Raw genomic sequence first — 17,830 nt, 5'->3', positions numbered from 1 at the left:
CCTACTTCCTCCCTTCAATTTCACTTAATGTTGACTTAGCCACCCTTAATTGGGTCGGTGATAGCTGGTCCCCGGTTGTTTCGCTATAGAAGTCGGTTAAAAGGTCTAAAGGCGCCGCTTGAGCCCGCTTGGCGTTGGCCTGGTTACGGATCATTTGTGCGAAAACAGTCCGGTGAAGGGCCACTATCTTAGGATAATAAGCTCGCAAGCGGTTAAGTACGTCGGGAATTCTTCCCTTATCAGTCAATTCAATGTCATAGAAATCGTCAGTCGGTTGCTGTGCAGCATCTTTAACAAGATCAGCAAAGCTTCCCTTCAAGAGGTGGATATCGTGGACTGGCTTTAGGGGGATCCACTTGACCTGGAAGGGTTCAGTATCCACTAACCACATCCCCTTCTCCTGCTTAGCCTCCGAGACGGAAAACTTCATCGGTGAACCGCTATACTTGATTCGCCCATCATGGAGGGCGTTTTTATTGTGAAGGTGGCCCAGGGCAACGTAATCAAATGGTGCCAGTGTTTCCGTCGAAACTGGACTAAGCCCCCCAACCTCAATTAACGTTTCCGAATCCGCTGTTCTTTTACTCCCGGCGGCAAAGAAATGGGCAACGAGCACATGCTTCTTATCTGGGGCAAACGCCTTCTTCATTTCAGCCACGATTCGCTGCATTGCCAGGTCAACATTCTTAATCTTCGGATCGTTGAAATAATTGCGAACTGTTTGGATGCCAAAGAAGGGGAGAAGGAAGAACTGGGTATTTCCCAGGACTACCGGGTTAAAGGCTCCTTCAAGGCTAGTCTGTAAGAAGAAGTTCTGGAATGAAAACCAGTCGGCTCCCGTACTCAGGCGGGGGGCCGAATCATGGTTCCCACTGATTGCCAGGACCGGAAATTTATCAGTGAGGTTGAGCTGCTTAAGCATGTTGTTTAAAACACGAACGGCTGACTCGTTGGGGATGCTCGAATCATACAGGTCCCCAGCAATGACAATGGCATCAACCTGTTCTGCCTTTGCTACGCCCTCAATTTGCTTGAAAAGTTCACGCTGGTCATCCAGTAAGCTAAAGCCGTTGAGGGTTTTACCAATGTGCCAATCTGCCGTATGTAAAAATCGCATCAAAATCCTCCTAAATGTTAATTCTGGATCATTTCTAAAAGTTCATCCCCGACCTCCTGGTTGCGGATATAATACTGGTTCTTTAGTGACGGGTTCCCCCACAGAGCCTTGAGAATCTTCTCGGGGGCAAAATTGTCGGCGAGTGCCGCTAACATAATAGCAAGGTCCTTGACCTGACGGCGCTTTAGCCGGACTTGGTGCAAGTGCTCCGCAAATTTTTCGGTGTCCAACTGACTGACATCAACCATTTCCACTGTATGGAGATAGTCTTGAAGAATATCACCGTCGTATTGGGCCAACAACTGGTTAACTTGCTCCTTCTGAGTTAGTGCCAATGCAAGATAGGACAAAGCATCAAAGACCTTCTGCGCATTATATTCAGTAAAATCGACCACAGGTAAGGGGTCACTACATAGTTGCCGACTGACTGGCAAATTATTTACCGCCGGATCAAAGTGATCAGAGAGCTGCGTATGGAGACGCATCACCAGCTTGGTATCAAAATCAGCTACTTTTGGATTGGCCCCGTGATCAATATCGCGTGGCCAAACGGTGAGCCCGGTACTCAAGTCAATCACCGTAAGTTGGGTGGAATCTAAGGCAGGGTATTTTTTCCATAGTCGCTGGTTATTTTGAACATTAGCGGCCGTCACCTCCGCCTTTCGTTGGTCGTTCCACCGTTTAACAGTCTGGTTGAGGGTGCTGACGAGTGATCCGTCCCGGCCACTGCTGTTGTAGAAAAACCGACATGAAGCATTATCAATTGCGATTGCAAAAACCTTATTATCAGCTAACGAAATTGGGTAAATCTGCGGTAATTTGTCCTTTTGTGACTGTTCAATCCTCAGCTTTAACGGCCTAATTGTCCCTCTTTCAAGGTCAAAAGCAGCTAATCGCTCGCGGCGGCGGTTCCTAAAGACCGTCGGAAACTTTCTCATTAGCTCTAAGACGTCCTGTTCCAATGCTGGCTGCTCCGGCCATTCCTGGCGGGCAAGGTCTTTTCGCGAGAAACTATTGTTAGTGGTCCAGTAGGTTTGATTACCGCTCTTCGCGGTATAAATAAGGTTGACGGCCATGATAATAACTCCTTTTGAAAGTCGGCCAAGTGACGTTGTTACCTAAGATCACATTAGTTTTAGTCTACCTAATTTTCCTGAATTCATTTCCGGAATAACCGCGAGAACAGCCCCTTCTTCTTTGTATATTGTTGGTTCTTCATCTGTTTCATCATTTGGTTCATAATTTTCGTCTGGTCCTGAATAACCTGGGCGTTCTGCTCATCGCGCTTTTTCTGGAGCTTGAGCATCTCCACTAGTTGGTCATCTTGGCGTTCACTCTTATGAACCTTGTTGTAATAGTTGCGGATAAGGGGTTCACCAATGTAGTGGTCAAACTTATCAATATTTAAAATCATCCCATTATCATACTGGTAGATAGCAATTCCTAATTCCCGGGGGAACATATTGAAATAGTTATCGAGGGTTTGGTTAATATTTTCGTAGGCACTCCCCTTCAGATTGTTGAAGATAGCCTTGGAGACCGTAAACTGACGATCGTCCCCTGATGTAAAGGCAACGTGCTGGAAGCCATCATCTCTAATCAGCATCTTCCAGGTGATTCGGTTACGATCAACCTTGTAGTTGTAGTTCTCGTCGATAATGTCTGCGAGCTCCCCTTCTAGGTTGAAATGAGTAAGCAGGTCTTTTACGATGGCCTTCGTTTGGCTTAGATAGTCGTCTATCAGGTTACTTTCGTCGATCCCGGAAAGGTTATTCAGTCGGTCATTTAATTCATGGGTGACGTAACGGTAAATATGGTCGTTCGTATTGTTGACCAAAATTTCGAAGTTGTACTTCTGCTGGTCCATTTCCAGCCAGCCGGCTTCAGATGGTGAGCTTGATATAATGGATTGTCAGTTGCCCCGGAATACATCCACATTAATTCGTGGTTGGAACTCGTTGCCCGCCTCGTTAAATTCATTGATCCGTTAAATAAGCGGAAGTGGTCCCTCCTGGCGAAGGATGAAGTACTTGCTGTGAAAGAGCGGCCCCTTAGTAAACATAAGATGGAGGGGCTGGTCCGCCAGGCGGTTAATGAAATTATCACTGGTGTTTGCTAACGCCTTCGCACGTTGACTGATATTAAAGAATTGGTTCATCGCTTGACTGGTCTGCTGATCTTCCAGGCCCAAGATTAGGTTAACTTGTTTAAACCGGGACAATAGCTCCCGATCAATAATCTTAAAGCTACTTACGAAAGACACCCCTTCAAAGTAATCGTAACCATCCAGCAGTGAAAAGAAGTCGGGTTGGTTAAGCATCTGCTGCTTATTGAAATCATATATTGTCAGCATCGTGGATCCTCCCATTTATATTCCCCTCTTATTCTACTAGATTGCAAAATGATTGGCGAATGTAAGACATTATTTACAATTTGTTTATCGATAGTTCATTGAGAAAATACTGTATTTACGGCTTTTAAAAGGTTTTAATATTATTTAATGAAATAATTTTACTTTTATTTTAATAATCATATAATAAGTGTGTTAGGGTAGTTTATGGATTTACTACTTAACTCCCCCAGAATCTAAATAATGCTCTTTCCTAGAAACCATTTGAGTGTTACTTAGTGTGAGACTTCCCTATCTCACCTGGTCGACATCATCCCTCTTTGATGTCGGCCTCTTTTTTATTCATACAAAAAAGCCACCTATTAACTGATAGGTGACTTTTATTATATAAGCTTATTCGCCAACGGTAGTGTTAACTGAGTAATTTGGCTGCTGTGCAGGTGCGCTTGGCCGGTAGTTATTCGAACTTGCTGGCCGTGATGGCCGGTAGTAATTTGCCCCCGCGTTACTGCTTTGTGCCCGGTTAGAACTGTTTGATGAACCAGTCGAGTTATTGGCAGAACTGTTGTTGTTATTACTACTATGGCTGCTCGTTGAGCTTGTCGAAGAACTGTGACTGCTTGCAGAGCTGGAAGAAGATGATGATGACTCAGAAGAAGACGACGATGAGCTGTCTGAGTCGCTGTCCTCAACAGTCAAGTGCTTGACGACCTTCTTGTCTCCGCGGGTCGCAATCACTTTGTAATCACCGGAGTAATCAAGGGTAACGGTCTTCGTAAAGGTACCATCACTCTTTGAAGATTTAAACTCAGCGTACTTGGTGTCGGTCCGCTTACCCCGAATAACAACTTTGGTGTCCGGGGAGACCTTAATCTTGACCTTGGCCTCATTGTTATCGTTGAGACTAACCTTATTGTCAAAGTCAAGCATAATCTGGTCATCTTGAGTAGAACTAGAAACGGTCTTTGCTGGAGCAGGAGTTGCTTCTTCCGTTTTCGCTTGGTGGTGGTCCGCATATGCGGAGACACCCATACCAACCAGGCTTACTAACAGGACCAGAACCAAGAACCGGTTCAAAAATACTCTTCCGCTACTAACGTTATTCCGCCCGTTGCGGATATTATGAACTTGCCGTAGGAACTCAAACAATAAAATAATTACGACGACAACCGCAATTATTATTAGGATATTCATTGTATTCATTTTTATATAACACCATTCATTTTTAAGATATCTTTTTCTATTTTATCACGAATTATTCAAGAAAAGTTCTAGTTATTAGCAAAACTTTTCTTGTTGAAGGGATCCCACTCATATTTTGCTCGTGGTCCCCCAATATATTTTGGACGAGAACGCAGGTAGGTTGTGTGAGCATTGCCAATTTCCTTAATTGAGGTTCTGACCGGAACCTGAACAAACTTGACCTGCATCCCAATGGACGTATCACCAATGTCCATCCCCGCCTCGGCCTGAATGTGCTCGACTTCGACTGGGTCGTCCATATTTTCAAAAGCCGCAATTTGTCCCGCACCACCAGCATGAATCTGCGGGTACACCATCACGATTTCGAGCCCGCGTTCCTTGGCAACGGCCCGTTCGACAACGAGGGCGCGGTTCAGGTGCTGGCAGCCCTGAACAGCAAGGTGAATGCCTAACGGTCGCAGGGTTTCAATGATTGTTTTGATGATGGCCCGGCCAATTTCCATACTTGGGGCTTCACCAATTCGTTCGGCGCGCACCTCACTCGTACTCAAGCCCACTGCGAGGACATCCCCTTGCTGGAGGTGGGCCTGGTTGAGCAGCTCAGTAAGGCCTTGCTTGGCCTGTTTCTTGATTTGCGTTAGGTCAATACTCATTAAAATACCCCTCCCTTTAACTTCAATAGTTTAGCATAATTCATCCTCTTCTTGGGGAATTAGGCAGAAAAGATTAGTACCGGGAGCAAAATAGATCGAGCTTGCTGAAATTTCATAAAAAGGTTGCTTTATTTTATCAAATTAAGTCGCCGATAAATTTCAAAGATTACGTGACCACCAATTGACTAATATGTGTTAATTGCAGTAATGAGCTTAGTTAAATCACTAGACAGCGGTTCTATTTTATTCTTAAAAATCACTTACTGACTCATGCTTAGGACACGGTAGATTTAGTAACGAATTGGGAACGTTCTGGCCCTTGATAGTTCGGTTAATCAATTGCAGAGAAATCGTGGGCAGATCAGCATCTTTATTCTGTCGCATCTTTCGTTCCAATCACTTTATCTTAATTGCAGTTTCAATTTTACTATTAATTTATTCAGTTCCTGTTTTTTAGACAAAAAGTGCACCTCTTTTCTGTAATTTTTCCTATAATAAATTGTATTATTTACAGAACAACTATAAAATAAAAATGCGACAAAGGAAAAAGCAAATCATTATGTGTCTACCAGATATCTATGGCTTAGCTTTTTCATTTGTATCAAAGTAATTTAACGGCATTGTAAAAATAAATTTATTGTAAATAACGACATTTTTACAGGAAAATCTGTGATTATCGCCGCCATAGTACAGGAGAATTCTTTATATGACAGCATTTGATAACATAAAAAAAATTTCTAAAAGTAAGGGACTTTCATTGCAAGAAGTTGCAAAGAAGGCTGGCCTCAGTCGAAATCTCATTTACCAATATAATGGGAAAACTGAGCCAACGATGGAGACCCTTAGGAAGATATCAAAAGTCTTAGATGTAAAGCCTGAGAAACTTCTTACGTCAAATAGTAAGCCGACATCTCAAAAGTTAGATGTTATGACGATAGACAAGGCTTTAGACCCAATTACGTCATTCAATGGAAAGCCGGTCACCGACCATGACAAAAAGGTTATGAAAGACTTACTGGTTAGCTATCTTAAAAATAAGGAGTAGTTGGTGGTCGCCAATGACAAAATAACAGAGCTTGCTAAAAAATTAAATGCAATAATTCTTTAGCAAGCTGATGCACCTGGACATGTCTCATTTCCAGAGCTATATGTAAATAAGGAATTAATACTTAGCAAAGTAAAACGGTTATTCTTCACGAACTGGGTCATATTGTGATGAGAAGGGCTTATACAATAGAATAGTGGTTATGAAGTTAAAAATGGAATACATGGCTAACCGTTTCATGATTAACTACCTATATTCAACTTTTATCTCGATTACATGGGGAATGAGTCATACTCGGTAAAATACTTGGAATTTATGAGGCAGAACAACACTCCTGTGCGTAACGAAAACATTGTAAAAGAAGTTATTGCAAGCTACTAATTATAGTAAGTCCAAACGTGATTGACGGTAAAAGCTATTGGGAAGATTATTATGAACTTTGAAGAGTTTGATAAGGCTGTTCAAGAGAAGAAATTGGCCTGGGGAAAATTAGTGATGAATTTAAGAAGAAAATTGAACATAATTTGTCAGCGTTACAAATTTATACAACGCACCCTCTTATTCTCACCAAACTATCCACACCGAATGTTTCATCAGGACACGGCATCATCATTCTTTTTCAAGGCCCTTATTTCATCGACTTTAGAGGAGGTAAATGTGATGGAACGGTTCCTTTAGATACTGAAAAAGGTGAATTTCAGATTTACTTTGCAGATGCAAATGACGTTAAATGCGAAAATGAAGTCGCAGAAACTATTAATAGTGCCCCTTATTATATAAAGTCCTCGCGTGGTTTAAATAATAAGACGTTGTTAAAAGTTATCGGCAATCAAAACAACTATAAGCTTGCTACGCTTACGACTGATGCACAAGCCCTAGTACAAGGAGCGGCACAAGCACAGGCTGATGAAGTTGAACGAGCTAAAGAATTATTGGAAGATTCAAAAATATATTCCGAAAAGAAAGAAAATCTGGAGGAGAAAGAAAATGAAAAAGATATCTTTAATCTGTGTCTCTATCTTATTATGTGGTACGTTATCCGGATGTGGTAATCGCAATCAGCAAAAGGAAGACTCGGAGTCTTCAAAAATAAGTAAACTTAAAGCTGAGAACTCAAGGTTAAAAGCTAAGAAAAGCAGTAAACATAAGCGCAAAGAAAACAAAGCAAGTCAAGATAGTCAGTCCGCAAAAAGTGTTCCTGTTGTTAAAACGGGGACAAAGGCATCTTCGAGCAAAAGTACTGCAAAGGATTCTAAAGAAGAGCAAGCGGCTAAAGCAATGCATGACTATGATCCAGAGTGGTGGGACAATTCATCTCCAGAAGAACAGCAATATTGGGCACATCATACTGCTTACGGCAGCAATGAGGATTTTATGTACGCACCCGGGCTGTATGAATGGCATTTAATTCAACAACCATCTAGTTCACCAAGCAATTCTACTGATTATGGAAGCTATAATGTTAATGACAATATTAACGCTACAAGTGGTGGTACAGATGGACAAGAAGCTCAATAAAAAATAGCTTATACTAATTTCTTCTGCTGTAACTAAGAATTATGGCTCAATTGTTCACAATAAAGACAATCCAGATCACATTATCGGTAAAAACTTTCGGCATCATTATAAAACAACCGAATAATTAAACAGAATTCAGAGCGGATTTAATGAAGATTTTGTACCGATCCGCATTTATACAGCGCCAATATCAACGTCCTGGTCACTCATTAGTTCATCAACAACAAATCTTTCAATCAAGTGAAAACAGTCAATAGTTTTAGGAGAAATTGAATGAAGAAAATACATTCTTTAATGATAGCGTCTCTTGCTTTAACAATGCTTACGGCATGTCAATCACCAGCACAGTCTCAGAAGACTAATTCGGAATCACGTGAAGAAAGTAGCCTCATTAAAGCAAATAGTCGTCTGAAAAAGTCCATTCACAGAAAAAAAGCAAATAAGAAGAGCAGTACCAGTAGCCATCAAGGCGTTCAAAGTGAAACTAATGGTTCGTCAACAAAGATTTCACACGCCTCTGGTAAATCCCAGGAGGAAAATAATCGGGTACACGGCTATGATCCTAATGGAAATCCTCTTTTACCTGGGCAAGATCATGCTGCAGGATCTAATCCAGATGGAACTCCTGATGCGTGGGTACAACGGCAAATCGATGAAGAACAATTTGACCAAGAAAACGGCTTGATTGGTCCAGATGGTAGGTTTAATGATAAAGGAAAAGCATATTATAACCTGCCTGATGATTTTTACTCTGGGAATTAGAATTTTAATATATCAAATTCTTATAAAATAAAAAAACGCTGCAAAGCACCGTCATTACGGCGTTTACAGCGGTTCTACGATTTCACAAGACTCTTCACAATTCTTAAAAAATGCGCCCCCCGAGACTCGAACTCGGATTATGAGGACCGAAATCTCATGTGCTATCCGTTACACTAAGGGCGCTCAACAGTTTAATTATAGCACCCCACTTCAAAAGATAAAGCAAACAAGTGCCTCCCCTGTTATAATCAACCTAATAAGGAGGACTAATGATGAAGATTAAATACATTGCCGTGGATGTTGATGGGACCCTGTTAGACGATCATGATCACTACGACGAACAACGACTAGTTAAAGATATTACTGCCCTTCAGCAGCGCGGCATCACCTTCGTTATCGCCAGCGGAAACAGTTTAGATGCCTTACTGACCATGTTCAAGGGAAAAGTGAATAACTTCGTGGCTGAAAATGGTGGGCGGATCTTCGTCAATGGTCAGGAGACCAGTGATTATCCCCACCAGCGCCCTGTTCTTAAGGAATTACTCAGGTTCATTGGTACCATTCCGACCCCAGATCTGCTGTCGGTTTCGGGAGCTAGCCAAACGTACATTGCTGACCAATACGTTAAGGTCCCGGTCCCCTTTTATCCCCATCATGCATACTTCCACCAGTTAGCCGACGTTACGGAGCCCATCTATAATTTCAACGTCAGCTGGTTTAAACAGCGGCCCCGTCTGGAAAAGATTAACAGTATTGTTCGAAAAATTAACCGGGCCTTCCCACAGGTTAACGCCACCTACAGTGGGGCGTTTGGGATCGACATCCTCCCTGCCGGCGTAAACAAGGCCGCTGGCTTAGAAAAATTTGTAAAACAAACTGGCGGCTCGCTCCAGGAAGTGGCCGCGTTTGGGGACACCTCAAACGATATTGAGATGGTCCGGGCGGCCGGGTGCGGCATAGCAATGAAGAACGCCACCCCGGACCTCCTAGCGGTTGCTGACCAGGTCACCGCGTTCGATAATAATCATGCTGGATTGTTGGAAGCAATCGAACATCTCTTTCACTTATAACCGATATGTAAGGCAGCAGCCCCCAGGTTAAGCGGCGAATAGGTGCAATCCTTGAAGCCAGCCGCCTCCATCATAGCAAGCAGTTGCTTAGCGGATACAAACTCCTGGGCCGTTTGCTTGAGGTAGCGGTAGTCCTTACGACTGGCTCCTGCCAACTGGGCGAGCCAAGGGAAGAACCTGAAGTATGCCCGCCAGCCAGCCTTTACAAGAGGATTAGTTGGCTGGGACATCTCGAGGCAGGCAAATTGGCCCCCCTTTTTGAGTACCCGGTAACTCTCCCTTAATACCTGGTCCGCATCCGGAACATTACGCAGGCCAAAGCCAATTGTCACTACTGAGAAGGAGTTATCGGGGAATGGCAGGTGCATGGCATCGGCCTGGACCAGTTCAATGTCCTTGCTGAGGTCTAATTGGCGGATCTTCTTATCCGCAATTGCCAGCATGGCAGCGTTAAAGTCAAGACCGATTACCCGGCCACTCGGCCCTGACCGCCGCGCCAGTTCAATCGTTAAGTCACCGGTTCCGCAACACAGGTCCAAACAGTCTGCTCCTGGGTTAACCTTTAATTGTTGAAAGAGCTTTTTCCGCCAGAGTTCCTGGGTTCCCAAGCTAATTACGTTGTTCATCAAATCATAACGCCCAGCAATCCGTGAGAAGAGCTGGTTTACATCTTTTTCAGAGTGATTATTAGTTCTTGACATTAATTTTTCCTCCATTTGGGCAAAATAAAATCCCTGGTATCCATTATACAGGTACCGGGGATTTTGTTTTACCGATCTTCAACAACAAGGTAGGTACATTCAACGGGACCATGGACTCCCACGACTAATTCCATTTCAATATCACCCGAATTGGAAGGGCCCGAAATAAAATTAAACGTAGATGTCGACAGGCCATTGGCGGTTTGCTCATTATACTTGTTAACCGCCTCCCGTGTGGACTTAACGAGGCCACTCTTTGGCACAATTAAAAGCAACCGGGTTGGAAGGTAATCGAAGCCCCGCCCCTGGGCTGGCCGGTTAACTACTGTTACGGTTCCGGTGGAAGCAATTAGATAATCACCCATTCCCACGGCCAGGTCAGCCTGGTTGGCGTTCTCTTCATTTTCCTGCCGACTCAGTTTATCTGACCAGACAGCGACATTTTCAACGCCTGGATTCTTGCTCCATTCCGTCAGCCCATACTTTTTCCATTCTTCTGGGGTATTGTTTGGCAGCAAAAGGTGACTAATCTTTTCCTGCTTAGCATACGTGGTAAGAAAATCAGCTAGTTGGGCGGCCGGTTTTAATACCAGCTGGGCATTTACCGATTCACTGTTCTTAATAGCAATGTTAAGCAGTTCTTCCGGACTCTTGTCCGCTAATAAGTCATCAGAAAGGGTGTTGAGGGGCTTAAACGGGTGGTCCTTCAGTGCATGACGCGGCCGGCCAGCGGCCTTTGCAATCCGGTTCAAGAACTGTTCACGATTATCCTTATTATTTGCTTGGTCAAGCAGACTAGTCATTAGCATGACCCCCTTCCTTTTTTACTACCGGTGCCGTCTCTTCTGGTTTATGGTCTTTAAACCAATGCCGGAAGTTCTCCTTTGCCTTAACCGGCTGCGGGACGTCCCGCGTATCAATCCAACCATGAATCAACTTTGGCACAGTCTTTGGTACGTAGTCAATCTTGCCTTCATCATACATGCCCTCAACGGCCCCGGGCTGTTCCGTTTGTGAGAACATGTTGCTTGCGGGATGGGCCATCTTCATGGCAGAACCGAATAGGAATGGGGATTGGGTTCCCTTACCAACCATATTTAGGATCAGGTTGGTCATGCTGTGATCCATGTGCTTGCCATCCATCTCAACGATCCGGTGCTCACGGATTAGGTGCTGGAGCGGGATCTTCACCGGACAAGTCTCGGTGCAGGCTGCGCAAAGGGAACAAGCATAAGGAAGGTCCTTAAACTTCTCATAACCTCCCAAGATTGGAGAAAGGACTTCTCCTAACGGACCAGGGTAAATCGATCCATAGCCCTTCCCACCAACTTGACGGTAAACTGGGCAAACGTTCATGCAGGCTCCACAACGAATACACTGAAGGATTGGTTCAAATTCAGTTCCCAGTGCCTTGGAACGACCGTCGTCGACAATTACAACCCAGAAATCATCTGGGCCATCAACTTCGCCGTCCTTCTTCCGACCGGTGAAGGTACAGTAGGTAGTGAGCTTTTGTCCTACGGCACTGCGGGCCAGCATGTTGTCGAGAACTTCTGCTTCCTTCATACTTGGGACGATTCGCTCCATCCCCATTACAACCACTTGGGTTTTAGGAATGGCCATCGTGATGTCGGCGTTACCTTCGTTGGTATCCAGGTTAATCATTCCGTTATCGGCAATAGCAAAGTTGCACCCGGTGATTCCAAAGTCGGCCTTCATAAAGTACTTTCGGAGGTAGCCCCGGACAAAGCGGGCTTCATGTTGGGGATCGTCATCACCATCATAGCCAAGCTTTTGGAACTCCTTTTGAATCTGGTCCCGGTTTTTGTGGAGGGTGGGGAAGACAATGTGAGTTGGCTCATCCCAGTTATCCTCCTGGAGAATGAATTCAGCGAGGTCACTCTCTAACAGGTTAGCGCCCGGAATTGAAAGCAACATCTTATCAAGATCAATTTCGGTAGTGACCATTGACTTAGACTTGACGATGTTCTTTGCCTTCTTGGCAATCGCCAATTCCTTGATAAAGTTATGAGCTTCATCTTCATCCTTGGCAAAGAAAACGTGGCCACCCTGCTTTTCGACATTGTCAGCAAACTCTTCCAGGTAGTCCGGCAGGTATTTTAAGACGTGTTGACGAATCTGTTCGGCTAAATCACGCCACTCGTTCCAGTTGCCAAGTTCACGCCGGGCCTGCGTCCGCTTGACGAACTGTGCATCCTGGGCCTTGGCAACGGCTGCCCGCATGAAGTGGTCGGCTTCGGCATCCTTAACCCGGGTTATGAACGGCTTATCACTTGTTGAAATTCCCATCGTCTAAAACACTCCTTCCCCATTGGCTGGAACTACTGGTTCGTTAGTATCTTTGATGTACTTGATCCGACTTGGGTCAACATCGTGGTTAAGCACTTCTGCGATATGCATCACCTTAATGTGGTCACCATGCCGGTTCATGTAGCCAGCAATATTCATTAGGCACGAAGTTTCCATTCCCACAAGGATATCGGCCTTCGTATCCATGATGTTCTTAACCTTGTCTTGGACCATCGCGGTTGACAATTCCGGCTCCTTAGCCGAGAACGTTCCCCCGAAGCCGCAGCATAGTTGAACGTTGTGCAGAGGAACCCGCTTAATTCCCTTGACATGGTCCAAGAGGACAAACGGTGCTGTTCGTTCACCAAGTAAGCGGGTCATGTGACAGGAACGGTGGACCGTGATGGTGGCATTTAACTCCGCCCCACAGTCAATAACGCCGAGCACCCGATAAATAAATTGACTAAATTCGTAAATCTTATCTGCCAGCTTCTTCGCCCGGGGACCGTAGACCGGGTCATCTGCTAAGATCCCGGCATACTCCTTAATCATGAAGACACAAGAACCTGTTGGCCCCACGATATAGTCGGCATCAATGCTTAAGAGGGCATCAATCTCGTTTTTGAATGTCTTTAACGACCCCTTAGCATAACCACTGTTATAAGTTGGCTGACCGCAACAAACCTGCTTTTCTGGCAGAAAGGTCTTACACCCCAGTCGTTCCAAAACCTGTACCATTGCCTTACCAACATTTGGAAAAAGTAAATCAACTAGACATGATGAAAAAATGCACACGCGTGGTTGGTTATCCATAATTCAACGCTCAACCCCTAGAATTGTGGGTGAGCTACCTCCCTTCTTCATCTATCACCTGCTTACATTGTAAGCGTTGTCCACGACAGTGTCAATTAGTATTATTACTTATTATACAAAAATATCTATAATTAAGGGATCAACAAAAAAGCGGGGATCGTTCCCCGCTCATATCTATTAATATACTGCTCCCGCGTAAAAGTCGAAGCCTGGTTTATTAAAGTCATAGTCTACTAATTCTGACATCTTAATGAAGTTGTCAGCAATCCCCCAGCTCATTAGGTTGATTGGCTTGCCGTAGTCTTCATCAGGAATGACGACCGTAATGTACTTACCAAGTGCCTGGGCCATGCCAAGCTCAACCCCCATGCCGATGTCTTCCTCTTCCGGAATATAGACAGCAAGCAGCATGTCAGACGTTGCGACACCGACCCGGTCGCCATTGTAAGTCGCCGTTGCCCACTCCCGGTCCTTCAACAGTTCAGGGTGTTCATCCACCCGCAGCCCCTTGTACTGGTGCTGCAAAGGAACATAGGAGTTCTCCAGATCAATGGTTGGGTTCTTCTTGATAGCGGCCATGGCGTCCTGGTAAGCTTTGTTCTGCTTATCAGTAAACCAGCCGGCACAAAAGTAAACAGTCTTGCTCTTTGTCATCTCTTACAATATCCTCTCTTTACTAAAGTTACTTTTCAATTGCGTTCAACGTTTGACTAATAATCAACTTAGCTGCAGCCGAAACGCTAATTCCCTTCTTAAGGGCGTATTGACGGAGCTTTTGGTAGGTTGCTAGATCAGCGGGGCCCCGCCAAATTACCCCGGTTACCTGACCATGTTCTTTTTTCATCTTTTACTCCTTCATCCATAATTCGTCGGCAATTCGGTTAAGAATCACCTTCCGGTCATGCAGTTGACGGTGGGTGGTCTGGGAATAAACCTTTTGATGGTACTGAATCGTCGGGTGGTCTTTAACTAAGGACTTCAGCATTTCCGACTGGATTAATGGTACTTCGCCGTCGGTACGGGTACTCCCGGGCTTAGTCCCCATGAAATTATAGATTGTTAACTTCCCGGTTGGCTGCCACTCCTTTGCTTGTTTGCGCAGGCAGATAAAGTTCTTATCCCGCGAATGCTTGATCAAATGGTAGTGGTAGTTCAGCCGTGACGAAAGACTTTCCTCCACTGGTACCCCTAAAAAGACGACCTTGTTCAACTGCAGGTGCTTTTGCAGCTGGGGAGAACTTAGGTAGGCATGCATAAATTCCGTTCCGCCGTACGAATGGGCAATCACGTTCGCCCGGTCAAGGTGATAGTGGTCATGCAAGTAAGTTAGTGCCTTGGAAAGCTGCTTTACCTGGGGATGGAATGTTGAATCGTAGTTCCAGTCGTATAAGACCTGGATCAGGGCATTCTTATCTCCCTTATTTAGGTGGCCAGCGACCCGGATGTTTCCCCATGGTGAAATCCAGACGGTAAGGGTCTTCTGCGCGATGTGGCGCTTTTGATAGTAATTAATCAGTTTCTGGTAAGTCACCGTGTTGCCGCCCCAGCCAGGAATAAGGATGGTGGGGGTTGAAGAGTAGTGAACATCGGACCGGTACGCCGCCTTGGTTAGCGGAACCCCCCTTGTTCCCCTTAAAAGATAGGTCTGAATTCCGGCACCAATAATAACAATCCCAACTAGGAGACCCAACAAGATCTTCAATAATTTCTTCATCGTGGTCATCCCCTGAAAACCTAAATAAACTCACCAACGGCTACCGTCCTAGCCAAATAACCGGGCCCAGAAGCCCTTCTTCTTTTTCGGCTTCTTTACGGGCTTCTCAGCAGTCTTTTCTTTTTTATCTTCTTGAGCCTGTTCTTCTTCCTCGTAAGGGTTGTGTTCACCAATCCACTTGAAGAAGTCTGGTGCCTTAATCTCGACAAACTTCCCCCGCTTACCATTAATGCCGTCAACACAGAGCTCAATTGGCAAAGCGTTCCGGTACTTCTCAATACTGTCAGCGGTAAAGCCGTTGAAGGTATTCAGCTTGGAAATATCGAAGAGGAGACTGTCGTCTTCCTTGCGGTATTTAAAGTCATCTTCCTGGGTAAGGTAGAGCTTAGCCCAGGTGTTCCGGGAACTTTCCTTGAAGTCATCACAGATGGTATCGGCAAAGTAAGGTGGAATTTCAATTCCCGCCATTTCGTAGTATGACTTGAAGATCTTCCGGGTATTTGCTAGGAAGTCCAGGCGTCCCGTCTTCTGGTCAAACATCCGCCAGGCAGTATCGTCATCTTCAAGTAAGTTTGCCATCCGCATCACGAAATCCTTGAACAAGGTGTTGTTAAGGGTCTGACGAACATTATAGATATAACGGTTGGCCTCGCCCTTCAGCCGGTCATCAATCACCTTATCGATTTGCAGGTAATAGGTCCGGCGGGCCGTTTCCCGCAGCATCGTGAACCCAGAGTCGTAGTTTGTCGTTCCAATCAGGGGAGCGACTGCTTGGGGATGGTTGATGAGTTCGTTCATCGTATCAACCACCAGGTGCCGACTGTACTGGTCCTGCTGGAAGAAGTAGGGTTCAATCTCGTCGAGGAGGACGGGGTACGAACTCCCCTCCTTCACGTAGTGCTCAATTGCTTCGACCGTCTTGTTCTTCTTCTGGGTGGTTTCCTCTGGATAGATCGTCCCAAAGTCAATCAGGGAGCGGTCGGTATTCCAGGTCAACTGGTTGATAATTCTCAGTAAGGTCGACTTCCCTGACCCGGCCGTTGCACCCAAGATCAGGAAGTTTGGAACATCATTACCATCTTCTGGGTTGAGACTGGCCTTAGTCCGGATTTCCCACAGGAATGGGGCGGTAAAACAGTAAAGGATTGCCTCATAGAAGCGTTTGCCATAGTCGTCATTGTAATCAATCACGTACTTTTGGTAGCCCTTCATCACGTCGTCAATGCTCTTGAGGCTTTCACGGATCTGGCTAATTGTTGCCAGCTTACCGAACGGAATCGGGTGGGTACCCGCATCGTTGGGAACGTAGAGGCCACTATTATTATTGACCAGGTTACGTTCCATTGGGCGGTCATACAGGAAGGTTGTGTACTTCTTCTCGGCAGACCGCTGTTGTGGCGACATCCCGCTGACCAGGGCCTCCTTCACCTGCTCATATATCTTCTCACGGCTCTTGATCTTTGGCTTTGCGGCCCGTGGTGAAACGGAAGTCTTCTGAAGGGTGTAAACAGTATCGTGCTGCTTAGTGTCCCGTTCGATTGCCTCCTTAACCTGGGAACGGTCCATTGTCACGTTCCGCATGGCAATCGTGGTGTCATGGGGGATGATGTCAGTGTCCATTTGCTGCTGGACGTCGTGGCTAATGATGTCCGTCATGTCTGCTGCGGCAATTGCGTCCGTTGTATCATTATCCAAAATAACGACACTACTGCCAGCACTCTTATCCTTAGCACTCTCGTCAAGCTGCTTCTGGGCCGCCTGCAAAAGGTTGTCAGAGAAGTATGGCCGTAAGACCGGCTTAACGTCATGTTTAAAGTGGTTCATCAAGTTTTCAAACAGGCGCTTATCATTGTCAAAAATTAGGATTTCGCTGTACTGGTTATGCTTATCGTCGAATGAGGCCTGATCTAAATCGATGCTCCCGAGGATAACCCGTGTGTCACCAGTATCCGGATTGCTTAATAGGTAAAAACGGGAGTAGATCGCCTGGACAGGAGCATATTCAAATTGGAAGAGGCCGTTTAAAATGTTGGCCTGGTTACTACTGCTCAGCGCCTCAAAAAGCTTTGCGGGCTTCTTGTTAGCCACGGCCAGCAGCGCATCTGTCAAGGCCACCTTGGTGATGACTTCCTCGGCACTCTTGCCACGTGTGTTCTCTTGGGCACCGATCACGACCTCGGCCTGGATAAACTTGCTGAGGTACTGGTTGACAAAGTCAGCTTCTACGTGGCCCGTGATTGCCGTGAAGTGGTTGAACCGCCGGGAGTCAAATAGCTGGTTAATTTTTAATGGGGGCGTTTTTTGCCCGTTAAATACAATATTTAATTTAGTTAAATCTGGTTCATTACTCATAGTAATTCCTTTTCTTTCTGCAAGAAATAATTAGTTTTATTTTCGTTGATTTATGGCGATTTTGCAAGTCTTACTACATTGGAAAGTCTTTAAACGCAAAAAGGAGCCACCCGCGGTCGGGAATACTCCTTTTTGGAATGAATATGAAAGAAATTATCAGGAAGAATCGGATTTAAGTTGTTTATAAAGTTATTTACTATTTGTTTGCCTTGGCAGCCCGTT

General features: G+C 45.1%; 19 protein-coding genes and 1 tRNA gene. 5 read left to right on the top strand and 15 right to left on the bottom strand.

Annotated features, from left to right (window positions below; translation table 11 throughout):
- Position 1: 1 nt before the first annotated feature.
- The 6 genes from QOS01_RS05060 to QOS01_RS05035 all read right to left on the bottom strand — a co-directional run bounded on the left by QOS01_RS05060 (position 2) and on the right by QOS01_RS05035 (position 5,323).
- Positions 2–1,117: an exonuclease SbcCD subunit D gene (locus tag QOS01_RS05060; RefSeq protein ID WP_283621373.1), complete on the bottom strand. Its 1,116-nt coding sequence runs from the start codon at positions 1,115–1,117 to the stop codon at positions 2–4.
- A 17-nt stretch (positions 1,118–1,134) separates the two neighbouring features.
- Positions 1,135–2,193, bottom strand: a complete 1,059-nt coding sequence (locus QOS01_RS05055; RefSeq protein ID WP_283621372.1) for a hypothetical protein — start codon at positions 2,191–2,193, stop codon at positions 1,135–1,137.
- Positions 2,194–2,276: 83 nt separating this feature from the next.
- A complete protein-coding gene (locus tag QOS01_RS05050) occupies positions 2,277–2,984 on the bottom strand; it encodes a hypothetical protein (RefSeq protein ID WP_283621371.1) in 708 nt (235 codons plus the stop codon).
- A gap of 120 nt (positions 2,985–3,104) precedes the next feature.
- Entirely contained in the window at positions 3,105–3,470 is a 366-nt protein-coding gene (locus QOS01_RS05045; RefSeq protein ID WP_283621370.1) for a hypothetical protein, read from the bottom strand.
- Positions 3,471–3,860: 390 nt separating this feature from the next.
- Complete coding sequence (locus QOS01_RS05040) at positions 3,861–4,670, bottom strand: hypothetical protein (protein WP_283621369.1); 810 nt, start codon at positions 4,668–4,670, stop codon at positions 3,861–3,863.
- Positions 4,671–4,738: 68 nt separating this feature from the next.
- Positions 4,739–5,323, bottom strand: coding sequence for a TIGR01440 family protein (locus QOS01_RS05035; protein ID WP_283621368.1), 585 nt, complete (start codon positions 5,321–5,323; stop codon positions 4,739–4,741).
- A gap of 706 nt (positions 5,324–6,029) precedes the next feature.
- Here QOS01_RS05035 and QOS01_RS05030 point away from each other — a divergent pair.
- The 4 genes from QOS01_RS05030 (at position 6,030) to QOS01_RS05015 (ending at position 8,648) form a co-directional block, all read left to right on the top strand.
- Positions 6,030–6,368: a helix-turn-helix domain-containing protein gene (locus QOS01_RS05030; RefSeq protein WP_283621367.1), complete on the top strand. Its 339-nt coding sequence runs from the start codon at positions 6,030–6,032 to the stop codon at positions 6,366–6,368.
- 524 nt (positions 6,369–6,892) lie between these two features.
- Positions 6,893–7,420, top strand: a complete 528-nt coding sequence (locus QOS01_RS05025) for a hypothetical protein (RefSeq protein WP_283621366.1) — start codon at positions 6,893–6,895, stop codon at positions 7,418–7,420.
- Positions 7,356–7,886, top strand: a complete 531-nt coding sequence (locus QOS01_RS05020; protein ID WP_283621365.1) for a hypothetical protein — start codon at positions 7,356–7,358, stop codon at positions 7,884–7,886. The genes QOS01_RS05025 and QOS01_RS05020 overlap by 65 nt, the downstream gene beginning before the upstream one ends.
- Positions 7,887–8,159: 273 nt before the next feature.
- Positions 8,160–8,648 (top strand): hypothetical protein, encoded by a 489-nt coding sequence (locus tag QOS01_RS05015; RefSeq protein ID WP_283621364.1) that lies wholly within the window; start codon positions 8,160–8,162, stop codon positions 8,646–8,648.
- A 111-nt stretch (positions 8,649–8,759) separates the two neighbouring features.
- Here QOS01_RS05015 and QOS01_RS05010 read toward each other — a convergent pair.
- Positions 8,760–8,831: transfer RNA gene (locus QOS01_RS05010), tRNA-Arg, on the bottom strand.
- Positions 8,832–8,920: 89 nt separating this feature from the next.
- Between QOS01_RS05010 and QOS01_RS05005 the strand changes: the two genes are divergently transcribed.
- Positions 8,921–9,718, top strand: a complete 798-nt coding sequence (locus QOS01_RS05005) for an HAD family hydrolase (RefSeq protein WP_283621363.1) — start codon at positions 8,921–8,923, stop codon at positions 9,716–9,718.
- Here QOS01_RS05005 and ubiE read toward each other — a convergent pair.
- The 8 genes from ubiE to QOS01_RS04965 all read right to left on the bottom strand — a co-directional run bounded on the left by ubiE (position 9,709) and on the right by QOS01_RS04965 (position 17,608).
- Complete coding sequence (gene ubiE / locus QOS01_RS05000; protein ID WP_283621362.1) at positions 9,709–10,419, bottom strand: bifunctional demethylmenaquinone methyltransferase/2-methoxy-6-polyprenyl-1,4-benzoquinol methylase UbiE; 711 nt, start codon at positions 10,417–10,419, stop codon at positions 9,709–9,711. The genes QOS01_RS05005 and ubiE overlap by 10 nt on opposite strands.
- 68 nt (positions 10,420–10,487) lie before the next feature.
- Positions 10,488–11,222: a LutC/YkgG family protein gene (locus QOS01_RS04995; protein WP_283621361.1), complete on the bottom strand. Its 735-nt coding sequence runs from the start codon at positions 11,220–11,222 to the stop codon at positions 10,488–10,490.
- Positions 11,215–12,729 carry a LutB/LldF family L-lactate oxidation iron-sulfur protein gene (locus tag QOS01_RS04990; protein WP_283621360.1) on the bottom strand — a complete coding sequence of 505 codons (1,515 nt, stop codon included), beginning with the start codon at positions 12,727–12,729 and terminating at the stop codon, positions 11,215–11,217. The genes QOS01_RS04995 and QOS01_RS04990 overlap by 8 nt, the downstream gene beginning before the upstream one ends.
- A gap of 3 nt (positions 12,730–12,732) precedes the next feature.
- On the bottom strand, positions 12,733–13,542 hold the full coding sequence (locus QOS01_RS04985; protein ID WP_283621359.1) for a (Fe-S)-binding protein: 810 nt from the start codon (positions 13,540–13,542) through the stop codon (positions 12,733–12,735).
- A 177-nt stretch (positions 13,543–13,719) separates the two neighbouring features.
- A complete protein-coding gene (locus QOS01_RS04980; RefSeq protein WP_283621358.1) occupies positions 13,720–14,196 on the bottom strand; it encodes a nucleoside 2-deoxyribosyltransferase in 477 nt (158 codons plus the stop codon).
- Positions 14,197–14,224: 28 nt separating this feature from the next.
- Positions 14,225–14,386: a hypothetical protein gene (locus QOS01_RS04975; protein ID WP_283621357.1), complete on the bottom strand. Its 162-nt coding sequence runs from the start codon at positions 14,384–14,386 to the stop codon at positions 14,225–14,227.
- Positions 14,387–14,389: 3 nt separating this feature from the next.
- On the bottom strand, positions 14,390–15,256 hold the full coding sequence (locus QOS01_RS04970) for an alpha/beta hydrolase (protein ID WP_283621356.1): 867 nt from the start codon (positions 15,254–15,256) through the stop codon (positions 14,390–14,392).
- A gap of 48 nt (positions 15,257–15,304) precedes the next feature.
- The gene (locus QOS01_RS04965) at positions 15,305–17,608 is read right to left on the bottom strand and encodes a P-loop NTPase family protein (RefSeq protein ID WP_283621355.1); all 2,304 of its coding nucleotides are present in this window, start codon (positions 17,606–17,608) and stop codon (positions 15,305–15,307) included.
- Between the last annotated feature and the right edge of the window lie 222 nt (positions 17,609–17,830).

The organism is Limosilactobacillus avium (assembly GCF_947381485.1).
Taxonomy (GTDB): domain Bacteria; phylum Bacillota; class Bacilli; order Lactobacillales; family Lactobacillaceae; genus Limosilactobacillus; species Limosilactobacillus avium.
The sequence above is the reverse complement of the archived record's forward strand: the minus strand, read 5'-3'. Positions and strand labels throughout refer to the sequence as shown.